Source organism: Bacillus paramycoides (assembly GCF_001884235.1).
Classification (GTDB): Bacteria; Bacillota; Bacilli; order Bacillales; family Bacillaceae_G; genus Bacillus_A; species Bacillus_A paramycoides.
This window is the reverse complement of the sequence record NZ_MAOI01000025.1, coordinates 1-17,366: the sequence shown is the minus strand read 5'-3', so window position 1 is coordinate 17,366 and position 17,366 is coordinate 1. Positions and strand designations below refer to the sequence as shown.

Genomic DNA, 17,366 nt, shown 5'->3' with positions numbered 1-17,366 from the left:
CGATAAGAATGTATAAGTAGAAGACATTTTTTCATTCGGTTAGTAATGTACCGCTTTGAAAAAATGTTCTTCTATTTTAGGCATAAGATTGGAGAGAAAAAGGGTGAAAACATATATCGTTCGTAGGTTGTTACAAATGATTCCTACACTGTTGGGTACGTCAATTATTATCTTTTTTTTGTTCGCGCTTCTTCCAGGGGATTATATTGATTCAAATCCAAAGATTACACCAGAAAGGGCAGCTGAGCTTAGGGAATTATATGGATTAAATAAGCCAATCGTTGAGCGTTATTTTCATTGGTTAGGTAATGCATTGCAAGGGGATTTTGGTTTTTCGCTTCAATATCAAGAACCTGTAACGTCATTATTAAATAAATTTATTTGGAATTCTTTTATTGTAGCGGTTATTGCATTGTTCTTTATTTGGCTAATTGCACTTATTATCGGTGTATTTTCCGCGACAAAGCAACATTCCTTATTTGATAAGCTTGTAACAATTGGTGTCTTTGCAGCGATGTCATTCCCTTCATTCTTTATCGGTTTGTTTTTAATTAAAGTGTTCGCGGTTGACTTTAAGTTATTACCGATAGGCGGAATGATTGATGTTGGGAGTAACTCAACTGGGATTACTTACGTAATAGAAGTTGCAAAGCATATGGTTTTACCAGTGTTTATTTTAACTCTTCTTGGAGTGGGTTCATTAACTCGTTATTTTAGAACGAGTATGTTAGAGGTTGTGAGACAAGATTACATTCGAACGGCTAGAGCAAAAGGTTTAAAAGAGAAGACCGTTATTTATAAACATGCATTAAAAAATGCAATTTTACCGGCTATTACATTGCTTGCATTTGAGTTACCAGGATTGTTTTCAGGGGCAATTATTATTGAACAAATTTTCAACTGGCCAGGTATCGGTAATATTCAATTGGAAGCACTTAATTTCCGTGATTATACAGTATTAATGGCATTTACGATGTTTCTTTCTTGTTTGACAATTGTTTCAAACTTTTTAGCGGATGTTGTATATGCCGTTGTTGATCCACGTATTCGGTTGAAGTAAGGGGGGAGAGAGATGGAAACTGTTACAGCAATTACAGAGAAAAAAGCAAAAAAGAAAAGACGGAATGAATCATCGCCGTGGAGACAAGCTTTTAAAAGGATAAAGAAAAATAAAATGGCACTTATAGGGTTTTATGCATTAATTTTTATGTTTTTATTTTGTTTTATCGGTCCATTCTTTTCACCGTATGCATCAGGAAAAATACAAGTTACGCTAATTAACAAACCACCTAGTTTTTCTCATTGGCTTGGTACAGATCAATTAGGAAGGGATATTTTAACGAGGCTTATGCAAGCGGGGCGGATTTCGTTAACAATTGGCTTAGCCTCAATGGTTTTATCAGTTATACTAGGTGCTTTATTAGGAGCTATTGCAGGTTTTTACCGTGGTATCGTCGACAATATTATAATGCGTCTTGCCGATATTTTAATGTCGATGCCAGGATTACCGTTACTTATTATAATGGGGGCTATTTTATCAGAATGGAAAGTACCATCTGATTATCGTCTTTATGTCATTATGATTATTTTAAGTTTAGTAGGTTGGCCAGGACTTGCCCGTCTCGTACGAGGTCAAATTTTATCGCTTCGAGAACAATCGTTTATGCAAGCTGCTGACGTGCTCGGGATAAAAGATTACCGGAAAATCGTATATCATTTAATCCCAAATGTTTTGCCAATATTAATTGTTGTATCAACATTAGGTGTTGCGGGTTCTATTTTAGGGGAGTCTGCACTAAGCTACCTAGGTCTGGGTGTCGTTCCACCTACACCATCGTGGGGAAATATGATTAGTGCAGCAAACTCATTAATCGATTTCCAAAAACGTCCGTGGTTATGGATTCCGCCTGGTTTTGCAATCTTTATAACAGTCGTATCAATTAATTTACTTGGCGATGCACTTCGTGATGCATTAGATCCAAAGATGAAGCGGTAGGTGAGGAAGCATGAGTAAAGCAGTAGTAGAGCTAAAGGATTTACAAACACACTTTCAGACGGAAGAAGGTACAGTAAAGGCTGTTAATCATGTTAGCTTTTCAGTTCGAGAAGGTGAAACAGTTTGTGTAGTAGGCGAATCAGGTTGCGGGAAAAGTGTAACGGCCTTATCTATTATGGGACTTATTGCTGAATCTGGTGGCATCGTTGGTGGCGATATTCTTTATGAAGGAAAGAGCCTTTTAGGAATGAAAGAGAAAGAACTTCGTAGTTTAAGAGGAAATGATATCGCGATGATTTTCCAAGAACCGATGACATCGCTTAATCCAGTCTTCACTGTCGGAGAACAAATTGTTGAGACGTTAAGGGAGCATGAACTACTTAGCAAAAACGAAGCATACAAAAAAGCAATTGAATTAATTCGTAAAGTCGGTATAGCTCGTGCTGATGAAATTGTACATTCTTATCCTCACGAAATGAGCGGTGGAATGTTACAACGTATTATGATTGCTGTTGCGCTTAGTTGTAATCCCAAGTTATTAATTGCAGATGAACCGACAACAGCCCTTGATGTTACGATTCAAGCACAAATATTAGACTTATTAAGACAAGTAAAAGAGGAATTTAAAACGTCTATCTTATTAATTACACATGATCTAGGTGTTGTAGCGGAAATGGCCGATTACGTTGTTGTTATGTATGGTGGTAAAGTCATTGAAGAGGCCCCAGTAGTAGAGCTATTTCAAAATCCTAAACATCCATATACGAAAGGGTTGCTAAAATCAAAACCAGTAATGGGGAAACGAACAGATAAACTTTATTCTATTCCAGGGCAAGTTCCGAATTTAGTTGGCTTAGATGAGTTTTGTTACTTTAGCGGTCGTTGTGAGCATTGCATGGAAATATGCAAAAACGAAGCACCAAATCTGAATGTACATGATGAGAATCATAAAGTGGCTTGCTGGCTATATGAGGAGCGTGCGGAATAATGAGTGAACCATTATTAGAAGTGAAAAATTTAAAGACATATTTTCCGATTAAAGGCGGCGTATTTAGTAGAACGATTGGACATGTGAAAGCGGTAGATGGAGTAAGCTTTACAATCGATAAAGGAGAAGTGTTTGGCCTAGTAGGGGAATCTGGAAGTGGGAAAACGACGATAGGGAAAACAATTCTCCGTCTCATTCAAAAAACAGAAGGTGAAGTGAAATTTAAAGGTCAAGATGTTCATAGTTTATCAAAAGAGGAACTAAGAAAGCATCGTCCTAATATGCAACTTGTCTTCCAAGACCCATTTAGTTCATTAAATCCAAGAATGAGAATTGGGGAAGCACTTGGGGAACCGATGTTGGCCCACGGACTAGCAACGAAAGAAAATGTCCGTGAAAAGGTGATAGAGGTACTGGAGTTATGTGGTTTAGCTCCGTATCATATTGACCGATATCCACACGAATTTTCTGGAGGACAACGTCAACGTATCGTTATTGCAAGGGCAATGGTATTAGATCCAGAATTTATTGTAGCTGATGAACCTGTTGCGGCATTAGATGTATCTATTCAAGCACAAATCATTAATTTATTTAGTGAATTACAGGAGAAAAAGGGATTATCCTATTTATTCATTTCACATGATTTAAGTGTTGTGGAGCATTTATGTACGAAAATTGGGATTATGTATTTAGGAACGATTGTGGAAACAGCGCCTCGTGATGAATTATTTGCAAATCCACTTCATCCGTATACAAAAGCATTGTTATCAGCTGTACCAATACCAGATCCAACGGTGAAACGAGAGCGAATTATTTTAGAAGGGGATATTCCAAGTCCAGCGAATCCACCTTCAGGTTGCCGTTTTCATACACGCTGCCCATTTGCAACAGAGGTTTGTAAAAAAGCTGTACCGGAATTTCGTAATGTTGGTGAAAATCATTTTGTTGCTTGTCATCATGTGTAAGAGAAAAGGACTCTTTCAAAATGTGAAAGAGTCCTTTTTTTATTTACTTGATGAAGTTTGTTTCAATACAAATTGCTCAATTGCGTGAGCAACACCGTTTTCATTATTCGTTAATGTAACAACGTCACATAATTTTTTTACGTCCTCTTCAGCATTGCCCATTGCAACTGATAAGCCAGCTACTTGTAACATTGGCACATCATTAAAGTTATCACCGATTGCAACAGTATCTTCAATTGGTATATTGAAATAAGCTGCCATTTCTTGTAGTCCGTTTCCTTTATGACCATGCTTATCCATAATTTCTATATTAGTAGGGGCTGATGCTGTAACTGAAATGTCCGTATCTTCTTGTAAAGTTTGCAATAGCTGCGAACGATGGGCAGCATTAAATGTTAAAATGAAGAATTTAGATATTTCTAATTCTGGATTATTTACGACATCTTCTATTTTTTGGAAGTCTGTAATTAAGTTTGATTTCTTTTGTTTTTCTGTAATTCTTTCGAGATCCTCAAGTGTAACATCTAGTGTATGCTTGTTTTCTTCGAACGCTTGCATCACTTGGCCTTGCCATGTATAAGGAGAATAAACCCCTTTATTTGTGTACAACTTATATGGAAATCCTTCAGATTCTAGTAACTTTGCAAGCTTGTACACTTTATCGTTTTGTAAACAACGCGAGTTAATTACCTTTCCATCCACATAAACAATTGCCCCATTGCTTGCCCCAACTGGAAGAGAGAGTTGATATTCTTCCAATAGTTTTAAAGCATCCTCTTTTGCACGACCAGAACAAATCATTACAATATGACCGGCTTCTTTTGCAGTTTGGATAGCTTGTAAGTTCTCTTTGGAGATTTCAAGATTAGATGATAATAGTGTACCATCCATATCTAGTGCGATTAATTTCAAAATGACCACCTCTTTGTTTTCATTATACATAGTTATGAAAAGGAAACATATATACACGGCTTGAGTAAATTTTCCTATTTATATAGTTAAGAATGATTTTGTAACAAAACTAAGTAGATATAATGCTATATTTCTATTTGTAACTGTAATATTACATTAATATTACAAACATGTAAGTGTTGAAAAACGCTATAAATAAAGGTTTTTAGGATGTTCTGATAAAAAACGTAAAAAAAATGTAATAAAAATTACGTAATTATATTGCAACGTAATAATAGTTATGTTACAGTAATGTTACAAACGTTACGTAATTAATTTTAATGTAACGTTAACATAAAAACTATGAACTAATCATTTCTTAGAAATTACATATAGATAACTTATAAAAAGGAGAATGAATAATATGAACAACGAGCAAGTATTAAATGTAACAAAAGGTGACTTCTTAGGATCAGCAAGCGGAGCGGTAGTATTAACAGCATTAATCGTATTTCTATCAAGCGTATTAGTATAATAAAAGTTTTATAACGAAATAAGAGAAGGGAGAATGAAAATTATGAACAACGAGCAAGTATTAAATGTAACAAAAGGTGACTTCTTAGGATCAGCAAGCGGAGCAGTAGTATTAACAGCATTAATCGTATTTCTATCAAGCGTATTAGTATAATAGAAGTTTTGTAATAAAAATAAGAGAAGGGAGAATGAAAATTATGAACAACGAGCAAGTACTAAACGTAACAAAAGGTGACTTCTTAGGATCGGCAAGCGGAGCGGTAGTATTAACAGCATTAATCGTATTTCTATCAAGCGTATTAGTATAATAAAAGTTTTGTAACAAAAATAAGAGAAGGGAGAATGAAAATTATGAACAACGAGCAAGTATTAAACGTAACAAAAGGTGACTTCTTAGGATCGGCAAGCGGAGCGGTAGTATTAACAGCATTAATCGTATTTCTATCAAGCGTATTAGTATAATAAAAGTTTTGTAACAAAAACAAGAGAAGGGAGAATGAGGAATATGAACAAGGAACAAGTATTACAGGTAACAAAAAGGGATGTTTTAGGATCAGCAAGTGGAGCAGCCGTATTGACAGCGTTTATTGTATTCCTTACAAATGTATTAGTATGATGAATATTGATAACAATAAGTTTTTATACACCTTACGTACCATTATTCTAAAAAAATAGAGACTCTAGCATATTAGTAAATAGTTAATATGTTGGGGTCTTTTTTATTTTCCTCCCATATATCCTCTCAAGTATTGATATTACCCCCTTATCCCACATTAACTGCCCGTAAAAGCTCGATTGGTTCAACTAATAATCAGTGGGGGATGAACAGAACCCCGACTGACTAAAGTTTCATTTTATTTTAAAGAGAAAAAAGTCGAATTTTATATGTAAGAAAAAAAGAGGAATTTGACAGAAAAGATAGAAAATTTTAAAAGTCAGAATTTGTTAGCTTGCTAACTAATTTCTATCAATTAATGTTGGAAGCGTTTTCGGTTAGGTTTAAATATGGACCATTTAATCTATTTACAGGGGGATGAGGAATTTATGAAACAAAAATCTATGGATACGCTAGCTGCACAAATGGAGGATTTTTTTCCGGTACGTGATGTAGATCATATTGAATTTTACGTAGGAAATGCAAAGCAATCGAGCTATTATCTTGCGAGAGCATTTGGATTCAAAATTGTAGCTTATTCGGGATTAGAAACAGGAAACCGTGAAAAGGTATCTTATGTTCTTGTGCAAAAAAATATGCGTTTTGTTGTGTCTGGAGCTTTAAGTAGCGATAATCGCATTGCAGAGTTTGTAAAGACCCACGGTGATGGAGTAAAGGATGTGGCCCTTCTTGTTGATGATGTTGATAAAGCGTACTCTGAAGCGGTAAAACGTGGTGCTGTTGCAATTGCTCCTCCTGAAGAGTTAACAGATGAGGAAGGTACATTGAAAAAAGCAGTTATTGGTACGTATGGTGATACAATTCATACGCTTGTAGAGCGTAAAAATTATAAAGGAACATTTATGCCGGGATTTCAAAAGGTAGAGTTTAATCTTCCATTTGAAGAGTCAGGTTTAATTGCTGTAGATCATGTCGTTGGTAATGTTGAAAAAATGGAAGAATGGGTTAGCTATTACGAGAACGTCATGGGATTTAAACAAATGATTCACTTTGATGATGACGATATTAGCACAGAGTATTCGGCATTAATGTCAAAAGTTATGACGAATGGAAGCCGTATCAAGTTTCCGATTAATGAACCAGCAGACGGAAAAAGAAAATCACAAATTCAAGAATATCTAGAGTTCTATAACGGAGCGGGTGTACAGCATCTTGCTTTATTAACAAGTGACATTGTAAAAACAATTGAAGTGCTTCGTGCAAATGGCGTGGAGTTTTTAGATACGCCAGATACGTATTACGATGAGTTAACAGCACGTGTTGGGAAAATTGATGAAGAAATTGATAAATTAAAAGAATTGAAGATTTTAGTAGACCGTGATGAAGAAGGTTATTTATTACAAATCTTTACGAAACCAATTGTAGATCGTCCAACTTTATTTATTGAAATCATCCAACGTAAAGGTTCTCGTGGATTTGGTGAAGGGAACTTTAAAGCTTTATTCGAATCAATTGAAAGAGAACAAGAGCGTCGCGGGAATTTATAAAATTTATATCCACCAGCAAGAATTCCTTTGTTGGTGGAAATTTCATTTTTCATAGGGAGGAATCATGATGAAATTTGTTACATTTCGTCTCCCTTCGAAAGAAATGCGAGCTGGCTGGCTTGAAGGTGACAAAGTAATCGATATGAATCTTGCTAGTGATGGGAAATTACCTTCCTCTATGTTCGCCTTTTTAGAGAAAGCGGATGCGTATGTAGAAGTAGTGCGTAATATTAAAAATCCAGAAAAGGGTATATATCCTTTAGAGGAAGTACAACTGGCAGCGGTGATTCCTAATCCGAGTAGCATTCGAGATTTTTATGCCTTTGAACAGCATGTAAAAACAGCCCGCGGGAGAAGAGGGTTAGATGTTATACCTGAATGGTATGATATCCCGGTTTTTTATTTTACTAACCACCGTGCTGTTATTGGACCAGATGATTTTGTTACTGGTCCAAAGAAGTCTCAAAAGCTTGATTACGAGTTAGAGATTGCTTGTGTAATTGGAAAAGAAGGACGCAATATTTCTCGTGAGAAAGCGGAGGAATATATTTTTGGTTATTGTATTATGAACGACTGGAGTGCAAGAGACTTACAAGCGACAGAGATGAAAGTGGGGCTCGGCCCAGCGAAAGGGAAAGACTTTGCAACTTCATTAGGAGCGTATCTCGTTACGAAAGAGGAATTAGACGTTTATCGTAACGGTGATCGTTATGATTTAGAGATGACTGCTCATGTAAATGGGCGATTGTTATCAAAGGGGAATTTCCAAGATATTTACTATACATTTGCTGAAATGATTGAACGTGCTTCGGAAGATGTTACGTTATATCCAGGAGATGTTATCGGGTCTGGAACAGTAGGAACGGGCTGTATTTTAGAGCTTGGTACGGAAGAGTGGCTGCAAGATGGTGATGTTGTAGAACTTACGATTACTGGTTTAGGTACATTACGTAATACGGTAAAAAAAGAAATGGAAGCAGGTGATGGGCATGTATTATCGTCACATGGGGGAGCTACCTCATAAACGACATGTACAATTTCGTAAAAAAGATGGATCACTTTATCGTGAGCAGGTAATGGGGACAAAAGGTTTTTCTGGTACGCAGTCTATTTTGTATCATCATTATATGCCAACAGAAGTAGGACATGCAGCATTATCCCATTCTTGTCAGTTACAGTATGAAGAGGATGTTGCTCTTGCTCATCGTCATTTTCGCACGAAAGAAAATAAAAAAACTGGCGATGCAATAAGTGGGAGAAATTTCATACTTGGGAATGAAGACTTGTTAATTGGAGTAGTAAGTCCAACGGAAAAAATGGATTATTTCTACCGTAATGGTGATGGTGATGAAATGTTATTCGTTCATTATGGAACAGGGAAAATTGAGACGATGTTTGGAACGATTCACTATAGAAAAGGTGATTATGTAACGATTCCAATTGGAACAATTTATCGTGTCATTCCAGATGAAGGAGAGACTAAGTTTCTTGTTGTAGAGGCAAATAGCCAAATTACAACACCACATCGCTACCGCAATGAATATGGGCAATTGTTAGAACATAGTCCGTTTTGTGAAAGAGATATTCGTGGTCCGGAGAAATTGGAGACATATGATGAAAAAGGTGAGTTTGTCGTAATGACAAAGTCCAGAGGATATATGCATAAGCATGTTTTAGGGCACCACCCGTTAGATGTTGTTGGATGGGATGGATATTTATATCCGTGGGTCTTTAATGTAGAGGATTTTGAACCAATTACAGGTCGTATTCATCAACCGCCGCCAGTACATCAAACGTTCGAAGGACATAATTTTGTTATTTGCTCTTTCGTACCACGTTTATATGATTATCATCCAGAATCAATTCCGGCACCATATTATCATAGTAATGTGAATAGTGATGAAGTACTTTATTATGTAGAAGGTAACTTTATGAGCCGAAAAGGTGTAGAGGAAGGTTCTATTACGCTTCATCCAAGCGGGATTCCGCATGGACCACATCCAGGAAAAACAGAAGCGAGTATAGGGAAGAAAGAGACACTTGAACTGGCTGTTATGATAGATACATTCCGTCCGCTTCGTATTGTAAAACAAGCACATGAGACGGAAGATGAAAAGTACATGTATAGCTGGATTGAAGAAGGTTCATATACTGTGAAATAAGTAAAAAGAGGCATGCTCAATAAAGGAGCATGCCTCTTTTTTGGAATCGACATGTATAATAATACCAAAAAAATTTATGAAAAGATATATAGATGTGATCTCGTGTTTTTTTTATATTTGTCGAATTTTTCTTTGTAATAGACGATAGTCTTCTATTTAGAAAGAATGACAAAAACAATTAATTGTATATTCTGAAATATTTCCGCTTATTTCGACAAAAGTATTGACTGTAAAAAGCGTTATGAGTAAAATGAAAATGCGAATTAAAAATTTTCAGAAAATTTAAAACTTGGAGGAGCATGCTATGAAGCAAATTTTTCAAAAGAAGCCTATTGCAAAGTTAATGCAAGAAAGTAAGCAAAAGACATTAGCAAGAACATTGGGCGCATTGGATTTAACGATGCTTGGCATTGGGGCAATTGTTGGAACTGGTATTTTTGTTCTAACAGGCGTGGTAGCAGCAAAACATTCTGGACCAGCTATTATATTATCATTTGCGATAGCCGCGCTAGCTTGTGCATTTGCTGCATTTTGTTATGCTGAATTTGCTTCTTCAGTTCCTGTCTCGGGCAGTGTGTATACGTATACGTACGCGACGATGGGGGAAGTGTTCGCTTTTTTAATTGGATGGGACTTAATGCTTGAATATTTACTTGCTACATCCGCAGTAGCAAACGGATGGTCCGCTTATTTTCAATCTTTATTAAAGGGATTTGGAATTCATATTCCGACCATTCTCTCCTCGGCCCCTGGTACAGGAAAGGGTGGAATAATTGATCTACCTGCAGTTCTAATTATTTTAGTTATGACAGTTCTTTTATCTAGAGGCGTTCGTGAAAGTGCACGCGTAAATAATATTATGGTGTTTATTAAAATAGCGGTTGTTCTTATCTTTATTTTTGCTGGTTTTAATTACGTAAAACCTGAAAACTGGACACCTTTTATGCCATTTGGTTTAGATGGTGTAATGGCTGGAGCTGCTACAGTATTCTTCGCATTCATAGGGTTTGATGCAGTTTCAACAGCTGCAGAAGAAGTGAAACGGCCACAACGTGATTTACCAATCGGCATTATCGCATCGTTATTAATTTGTACAGTTCTTTATATCGTTGTTTCACTTATTTTGACAGGGATTGTTCCATACGGACAGCTAAATATATCAGATCCAGTTGCCTTTGCACTTCAATTTATTGGACAAGATAGTTTAGCGGGAGTAATTTCAGTAGGAGCAATCACAGGAATTACAACTGTAATGCTAGTTATGATGTATGGGCAAGTTCGTGTTTCCTATGCGATGAGCCGAGATGGGCTGTTGCCAAAGCGCCTTGCTAAAGTCCATCCGAAATTTAAAACACCATTTTTAAATACATGGACAACTGGAATTATTGCAGCACTTATTTCAGGATTAATAGATTTAAATGTTTTAGCACACCTTGTAAATATGGGGACATTGTCAGCCTTTGCACTTGTAGCAGTTGCAGTTATTGTCATGAGAAGAACTCACCCTGATTTACCAAGGGCATTTAAGGCGCCGCTCGTACCATTTTTACCAGCGTTAACGGTAATTTTTTGTTTATACTTAATGCTTCAGTTATCCGGAACAGCATGGATTAGTTTTGGCGTATGGATGGTTATTGGTATAGCAGTTTACTTTTTATATAGCCGAAAGCATAGCGCTTTAAATAATGATAATAAAGAAGAAGATGTAGCAAATTTATAAGTGGAAAAATCCATTCTAATTCTATTAGAATGGATTTTTTGTTTTGAAAATTTACATTTTTCTGAATATGTTATAAGATAATTGTTGGCAAATTAAAGGGGTGTAAATATGAAAAACACGTGGCGTGAGCTAAGGGAGATGGATCGTAACGTATGGATTCGATTTATCGGTGAGACATTGAATGGAATTGCGATGATGATGTTGATGCCGTTTTTTGCATTATATTTAAAAGATAAGGTAGATTCTTTACTGCAAGTTGGTGTTATTATGGCGCTTTCTCCAATTGCCGCAAGCCTTGGCTCGCTTATAGGAGGAAGAATTGCGGATATATATGGAAGAAAGCCGATTATGATATTTTCGATGGCAAGTAATGCATTATTAATGCTCGGTTTTTTATTTATAGAAGGATTTATCCCGTACGCCATTTTATCTATTTTTTTAGGGTTAAGTAATTCTCTATTTCATCCAGCGGCATCAGCAATGGTTGCGGATGTAACTGCGCCAGAAAAAAGAACAGAAGCATATGGTTTATTACGAATGGGACACAATATTGGAGCTGCAATTGGGCCGATAATGGGAGCATCGGTAGTTGTTTTATCGAAGAACCTCGTGTTTATTATTGCCTCGTCTGCTATGCTGTTTTATGCACTACTTATGTTAGTACTTATTAAAGAAACAATGCCGAAAATTACGGAAGTAACGGAAAGAAATAAAGAGAAGGAATCCGGAGCAGTTTGGAAAATTTTAATGAGAGATAAGGCGTTAATGATTTATTTGTTAGCGGGTATTATTATTTCTATGGGTTTTTCTCAAACAGAAGGTATGTTACCGCTTCACTTTGATAACGAAATGAAGAATATTTTTGGAGCTAACAATCCATACCCATATTTAATGGCATTAAATGGTCTATTAGTTGTGTTGTTTCAGTTCCAAATATCGAAATGGGCGACAGATAAACCTGTCGGAAAGACGATGTTATATGGTGCGTGTTTGTTCGGGATTGGTTTGTTTTTTATAGGGTGGTTACCGAAGTGGTTTGGGGAATTTGATACAAATACTACAATTATTTTAATGACGTTAATGTTCGTTTATGCAATATATACGTTAGGTGAGATGATTATGTCGCCTGTACAGATGACATTTGTAGCGAATTTAGCACCCGAGCATTTGAGAGGAACTTATATGGGAGCGGCGAGTTTGCAGTGGATTACAGGAAGTGCATTCGGTCCACTTCTTGGAGGTTTTTTATTAGATCGATTCCTTGGTCATTTTTTATTTACAATTTTAGGTGTAGGATGTGTAGTTGCGGGTATTGTATATGTTTCTTTAGACCGTCTTGTTGAGCAGAGGCAAAAAGAAACATTTACAAAACAGTCTTCTTAATAAAATGAAACTGTAATCAGTGTTTTTTCATTCTCCACAAATGGTGGGATAATATAGATGACATACACAAAAAGTGGATTTCTACATATTTTAGGTACATAACTAGATCAAATTGCAATCTTACTTTAAAGTTTAATTTTGTTTAGTCATGTAGAAAATTAGGTAGGAAAAGTGTAGAAAACCAATAAGTGGTGTCTTTTAATTATTTGTGGAAGTTACATTTTATTTCAAATAGGAACTACCTATTTTTATAAAAAGTGCTAAAATAGAAAAATGAAAACAATTGGTTAGGGTGATTTCATTGACAAAAATTAAATTAGGTTTATTATATGGTGGAAAATCAGCTGAGCATCAAGTTTCGTTACAAACGGCTCTTGCTGCTATTAAAGCATTAAATCAAGATAAATTCGAGATTCATCCAATTTATATTACAGAGCAAGGTCAGTGGATGCGCGGTGAGCGTATTGAAGGTGAAGTAACGACGGTTGAAGCATTACAAATGAGTGGAGAAGAAAATGCAATTTCTCCTGTATCATTAAGTGCAGAAATTATCCCAACTGCAAATTCTAAGCAAGAAGATGCAATTGATGTTATTTTCCCATTATTACATGGACCAAATGGTGAAGATGGAACAGTACAAGGATTATTAGAATTAATGAATATTCCATATGTAGGTAACGGTGTATTAGCATCAGCTGCTGGTATGGATAAAGTTGTTATGAAAAATATCTTTGCAGAAGCTGGATTGAAACAAGCGAAATATGCATCTTTCATTCGTAGTGCATGGGAAAAAGATCGTGAAACAGCGTATGAAAAAGTAGAAGAAGTGTTAGGCTATCCTTGCTTCGTAAAACCAGCAAACCTTGGTTCAAGTGTTGGTATTAATAAGTGTAAAGATCGTGAAGAGCTTGAGAATGCATTCGAAGAGGCGTTCCAATTTGACCGTAAAATTATTGTTGAAGAAAATATTGTAGGTCGTGAAGTAGAAGTTGGTGTATTAGGTAATGATGAGCCGAAATGTTCAGTTGTAGGCGAAATTGTACCGAAAAAAGATTTTTATGATTACAAATCGAAATACATCGATGGTGATACAGCGTTAATTATTCCAGCTGAAATGACAGAAGAAGAGTCTAATGTAATTAAGCGAGATGCAATTATTGCATTCCAATCATTAGATGGTTCTGGCTTAACACGAGCTGATTTCTTCTTAACGAAAGATGGAGAAGTGTATATTAACGAAGTAAACACAATGCCAGGATTCACGCCGTTTAGTATGTTCCCTCTACTATGGCAACATACTGGATTACCGTATCCAGAATTAATCGAAGAGCTAATTAACTTAGCGATTGAGCGTCACGAAGAAAAACAAAAAATTAAATATACAATCTAACAAAAAAGGAGGAAGCACTATTCGAAGGAATAGTGCTTCCTCTATGTAAGGAGTGTTTTCATGATAAAGCGAACGTTAAAACAAGTAGAACAGATGATAAATGGTACGGGACTAGCAGAGCAGTATGAGGGAATTACTATACAAGGAGTGTCTATTGATACGAGAAAAATTGAAAAAGGAAATTTATATGTTCCGATTCAAGGTGAACGTTTCGATGGACATGCTTTTGTAGATAAAGCTGTTGAAAATGGGGCTATTGCCACACTATGGATGAAAGATGTAGCAAATCCACCCGAGAATCTTCCTGTTATTTTTGTAGAAGATACGCTAGCAACTTTACAAATGTTAGCGAAAAGCTATCGTGATCAATTGGATGTAAAAGTTGTTGGTGTAACGGGTAGTAATGGTAAAACATCTACGAAAGATATTGTAACAAGTATTCTTGCGACTAAATTTAAAGTTCAAAAAACAGAAGGTAATTTCAACAATCATATCGGTTTACCTCTTACTATTTTAAACCTAGAAGAAAATACAGAAGTAGCTGTATTGGAAATGGGTATGTCTAGCCAGGGAGAAATTGAATTTCTATCTAAGTTAGCTCGTCCAGATGCGGCTATTATCACGAACATTGGTGAGGCGCACTTAATGGATTTAGGCTCTCGTGAGGCGATTGCTGAAGCGAAGTTAGAAATTGTTACAGGTTTACAAGAAGGTGGCGTGTTCGTATATAATGGAGATGAGCCGCTATTAACGAATCGTGTTCCAGAAATGAATTTAGCAGCTGAAACAGTTACATTTGGTGATGCGAGAGCAAATGATTATTATCCAACTACTGTAACATTACAGGCAACTGGAACACACTTTAAGATGAACAGGGATGAAACTTTGTCATTCTATCTGCCGGTACTAGGAAAGCATAATGTATATAATACACTTGCTTCAATGGCAATTGCGAAACATTTTGGTGTAACGTGGGAAGAAATGAAAAAAGGTTTAGTAACACTTCAAATGACAGGTATGCGTATGGAAATTGTAAAAACAGATAGTGGTTTAACAATTATCAATGATGCCTATAATGCAAGTCCAACGGCTATGGAAGCTGCGTTCCATCTAATGAATGGTTTAGATGGATTTGCAAAAAAAATTGTTGTGCTTGGTGATATGTTAGAACTAGGAAATCAAGAAGTGCAATTTCATTATGAAGTAGGTAAATTAATTGATCCAGCAAAAATCTTATATGTATTCACATATGGTAGATTAGGGGCTCAAATTGCTGAAGGAGCAAAAATTAATTTCCCTAAAGAACGTGTTACAGCGTATGATAATAAAGAAGAACTTGTAAAAGACTTACAAGCAGTAGTTGATGCAAAAGATGTTGTGCTAGTAAAAGCGTCTCGCGGTATGAAATTAGAAGAAGTTATAGCGATGTTGAAATAATTGGTGTATATAAATAGGGATGATAGCCACGAAAATAGTGGAAACTTATAATAAGCGCTTACAGTAAATGATAAAAAATAAAAGTAAAGAAAAAAGCTCTGAATATGAAATAAGGTAACAGTTGGGGTTTGCTTTTTACACATACAAAACTTATAATTGATAAAGTGTAATAACGTTTAGAAGTATTTTCGTGAAGAATATACGCCCGGTTATATACGTGAGCATTCAGGAAAAGGGCTTTTCCGCAAGTTCGGAAAACGCCTTTTTTTAAATGATAAGTATAGGATAGAAAAGGAGAAGTAACATTGACAACATTTCGAGAATTAGGATTAAGTGAGTCTTTACTGCAATCTGTTGAAAGTATGGGCTTTGAAGAGGCTACGCCGATTCAAGCTGAAACAATTCCACATGCATTGCAAGGTAAGGATATTATTGGGCAAGCGCAAACAGGTACAGGGAAAACAGCAGCATTCGGATTACCACTATTAGATAAAGTGGATACAAATAAAGAAGCAGTTCAAGGTATTGTTATCGCGCCAACGCGTGAATTAGCAATTCAAGTTGGAGAAGAGCTATACAAAATTGGTAAACATAAACGTGTTCGTATTCTACCAATTTATGGTGGTCAAGATATTAACCGCCAAATTCGTGCTCTAAAAAAACACCCACACATTATTGTTGGTACGCCGGGTCGTATTTTAGATCATATTAACCGTAAAACACTTCGCTTACAAAACGTAGAGACGGTTGTTCTTGACGAAGCGGATGAAATGTTAAACATGGGCTTCATTGAAGATATTGAAGCGATTTTAACAGATGTGCCAGAAACACATCAAACATTATTATTCTCAGCGACAATGCCAGATCCAATCCGTCGTATTGCTGAGCGTTTCATGACTGAGCCTCAACACATTAAAGTAAAAGCAAAAGAAGTAACAATGCCAAACATTCAGCAGTTCTATTTAGAAGTGCAAGAAAAGAAAAAGTTTGACGTGTTAACACGCTTGCTAGATATTCAATCTCCAGAGCTTGCAATCGTATTCGGTCGCACAAAGCGTCGTGTTGATGAATTATCAGAAGCATTAAACTTACGTGGTTATGCAGCAGAAGGTATTCATGGTGACTTAACACAAGCGAAGCGTATGTCTGTATTACGTAAATTTAAAGAAGGTGCTATTGAAGTTCTTGTTGCAACGGACGTTGCTGCACGTGGTCTTGATATTTCAGGCGTAACACACGTATACAACTTCGATATTCCACAAGATCCAGAATCATACGTTCACCGTATCGGTCGTACTGGCCGTGCAGGTAAAAAAGGTATTGCAATGTTATTTGTAACACCACGTGAATCAGGACAATTAAAAAATATCGAGCGTACAACAAAACGTAAGGTTGATCGTATGGAAGCACCGACACTTGACGAGGCATTAGAAGGTCAACAACGTTTAATCGCAGAAAAGCTTCAAAGCACAATCCAAAATGAAAACTTATCATACTACAAGCGTATTGCAGAAGAAATGTTAGAAGAGAATGACTCTGTAACAGTAGTAGCTGCTGCTTTAAAAATGATGACAAAAGAGCCGGATACAACTCCAATCGCTTTAACATCAGAACCACCAGTTGTTTCAAGAGGTGGCGGTTCTAAAAAACGCGGTGGTAACGGAGGCGGATACCGTGATGGTAACCGTAATCGTAGTCGTGATGGACGCGGTGGCGGCGATGGTCGTAACCGTGACC

18 protein-coding genes are annotated in these 17,366 nt (G+C 36.3%); 17 read left to right on the top strand and 1 reads right to left on the bottom strand.

Annotated elements, in window-relative coordinates:
• Nucleotides 1–103 precede the first annotated feature (103 nt).
• From BAU28_RS04240 to BAU28_RS04225, 4 genes are read left to right on the top strand one after another with little or no spacing between them, the layout of a single operon-like run.
• The gene (locus BAU28_RS04240; protein WP_071717848.1) at nucleotides 104–1,060 is read left to right on the top strand and encodes an ABC transporter permease; all 957 of its coding nucleotides are present in this window, start codon (nucleotides 104–106) and stop codon (nucleotides 1,058–1,060) included.
• Nucleotides 1,061–1,072: 12 nt separating this feature from the next.
• Nucleotides 1,073–1,996 carry an oligopeptide ABC transporter permease gene (gene opp4C, locus BAU28_RS04235; protein WP_025151084.1) on the top strand — a complete coding sequence of 308 codons (924 nt, stop codon included), beginning with the start codon at nucleotides 1,073–1,075 and terminating at the stop codon, nucleotides 1,994–1,996.
• A 10-nt stretch (nucleotides 1,997–2,006) separates the two neighbouring features.
• On the top strand, nucleotides 2,007–2,984 hold the full coding sequence (locus BAU28_RS04230) for an ABC transporter ATP-binding protein (RefSeq protein WP_071717847.1): 978 nt from the start codon (nucleotides 2,007–2,009) through the stop codon (nucleotides 2,982–2,984).
• Nucleotides 2,984–3,949, top strand: coding sequence for an ABC transporter ATP-binding protein (locus BAU28_RS04225; RefSeq protein ID WP_071717846.1), 966 nt, complete (start codon nucleotides 2,984–2,986; stop codon nucleotides 3,947–3,949). The genes BAU28_RS04230 and BAU28_RS04225 overlap by 1 nt, the downstream gene beginning before the upstream one ends.
• Nucleotides 3,950–3,988: 39 nt before the next feature.
• Here BAU28_RS04225 and BAU28_RS04220 read toward each other — a convergent pair whose 3' ends face one another.
• The gene (locus tag BAU28_RS04220; protein ID WP_071717845.1) at nucleotides 3,989–4,861 is read right to left on the bottom strand and encodes a Cof-type HAD-IIB family hydrolase; all 873 of its coding nucleotides are present in this window, start codon (nucleotides 4,859–4,861) and stop codon (nucleotides 3,989–3,991) included.
• Nucleotides 4,862–5,264: 403 nt separating this feature from the next.
• On the opposite strand from BAU28_RS04220, the gene BAU28_RS04215 reads away from it, so the two are divergent.
• The 13 genes from BAU28_RS04215 to cshA form a co-directional block, all read left to right on the top strand.
• Complete coding sequence (locus BAU28_RS04215; RefSeq protein ID WP_001058532.1) at nucleotides 5,265–5,375, top strand: DUF3948 family protein; 111 nt, start codon at nucleotides 5,265–5,267, stop codon at nucleotides 5,373–5,375.
• A gap of 42 nt (nucleotides 5,376–5,417) precedes the next feature.
• On the top strand, nucleotides 5,418–5,528 hold the full coding sequence (locus BAU28_RS04210; RefSeq protein WP_001058532.1) for a DUF3948 family protein: 111 nt from the start codon (nucleotides 5,418–5,420) through the stop codon (nucleotides 5,526–5,528).
• A gap of 34 nt (nucleotides 5,529–5,562) precedes the next feature.
• Nucleotides 5,563–5,682, top strand: a complete 120-nt coding sequence (locus BAU28_RS04205) for a DUF3948 family protein (RefSeq protein ID WP_002074222.1) — start codon at nucleotides 5,563–5,565, stop codon at nucleotides 5,680–5,682.
• A 43-nt stretch (nucleotides 5,683–5,725) separates the two neighbouring features.
• Nucleotides 5,726–5,836 (top strand): DUF3948 family protein, encoded by a 111-nt coding sequence (locus BAU28_RS04200; protein WP_001058532.1) that lies wholly within the window; start codon nucleotides 5,726–5,728, stop codon nucleotides 5,834–5,836.
• A 34-nt stretch (nucleotides 5,837–5,870) separates the two neighbouring features.
• The gene (locus tag BAU28_RS04195; protein WP_048376287.1) at nucleotides 5,871–5,990 is read left to right on the top strand and encodes a DUF3948 family protein; all 120 of its coding nucleotides are present in this window, start codon (nucleotides 5,871–5,873) and stop codon (nucleotides 5,988–5,990) included.
• A gap of 428 nt (nucleotides 5,991–6,418) precedes the next feature.
• Entirely contained in the window at nucleotides 6,419–7,537 is a 1,119-nt protein-coding gene (hppD, locus tag BAU28_RS04190; RefSeq protein WP_025151089.1) for a 4-hydroxyphenylpyruvate dioxygenase, read from the top strand.
• A gap of 67 nt (nucleotides 7,538–7,604) precedes the next feature.
• Nucleotides 7,605–8,561, top strand: a complete 957-nt coding sequence (locus BAU28_RS04185) for a fumarylacetoacetate hydrolase family protein (RefSeq protein WP_071717844.1) — start codon at nucleotides 7,605–7,607, stop codon at nucleotides 8,559–8,561.
• A complete protein-coding gene (locus BAU28_RS04180; protein WP_002175347.1) occupies nucleotides 8,527–9,699 on the top strand; it encodes a homogentisate 1,2-dioxygenase in 1,173 nt (390 codons plus the stop codon). Before BAU28_RS04185 ends, BAU28_RS04180 begins: the two co-directional genes overlap by 35 nt.
• Before the next feature lie 304 nt (nucleotides 9,700–10,003).
• Nucleotides 10,004–11,419, top strand: coding sequence for a branched-chain amino acid transporter BcaP (locus BAU28_RS04175; RefSeq protein WP_071717843.1), 1,416 nt, complete (start codon nucleotides 10,004–10,006; stop codon nucleotides 11,417–11,419).
• Between the two features lie 108 nt (nucleotides 11,420–11,527).
• Complete coding sequence (locus BAU28_RS04170; protein WP_071717842.1) at nucleotides 11,528–12,802, top strand: MDR family MFS transporter; 1,275 nt, start codon at nucleotides 11,528–11,530, stop codon at nucleotides 12,800–12,802.
• A gap of 301 nt (nucleotides 12,803–13,103) precedes the next feature.
• The gene (locus BAU28_RS04165; RefSeq protein WP_048376295.1) at nucleotides 13,104–14,192 is read left to right on the top strand and encodes a D-alanine--D-alanine ligase; all 1,089 of its coding nucleotides are present in this window, start codon (nucleotides 13,104–13,106) and stop codon (nucleotides 14,190–14,192) included.
• A 60-nt stretch (nucleotides 14,193–14,252) separates the two neighbouring features.
• Entirely contained in the window at nucleotides 14,253–15,629 is a 1,377-nt protein-coding gene (gene murF, locus BAU28_RS04160) for a UDP-N-acetylmuramoyl-tripeptide--D-alanyl-D-alanine ligase (RefSeq protein WP_071717841.1), read from the top strand.
• Between the two features lie 305 nt (nucleotides 15,630–15,934).
• Nucleotides 15,935–17,366 (top strand): degradosome RNA helicase CshA (cshA, locus tag BAU28_RS04155; RefSeq protein WP_071717840.1); only part of this gene is annotated, 1,432 nt, incomplete at its 3' end.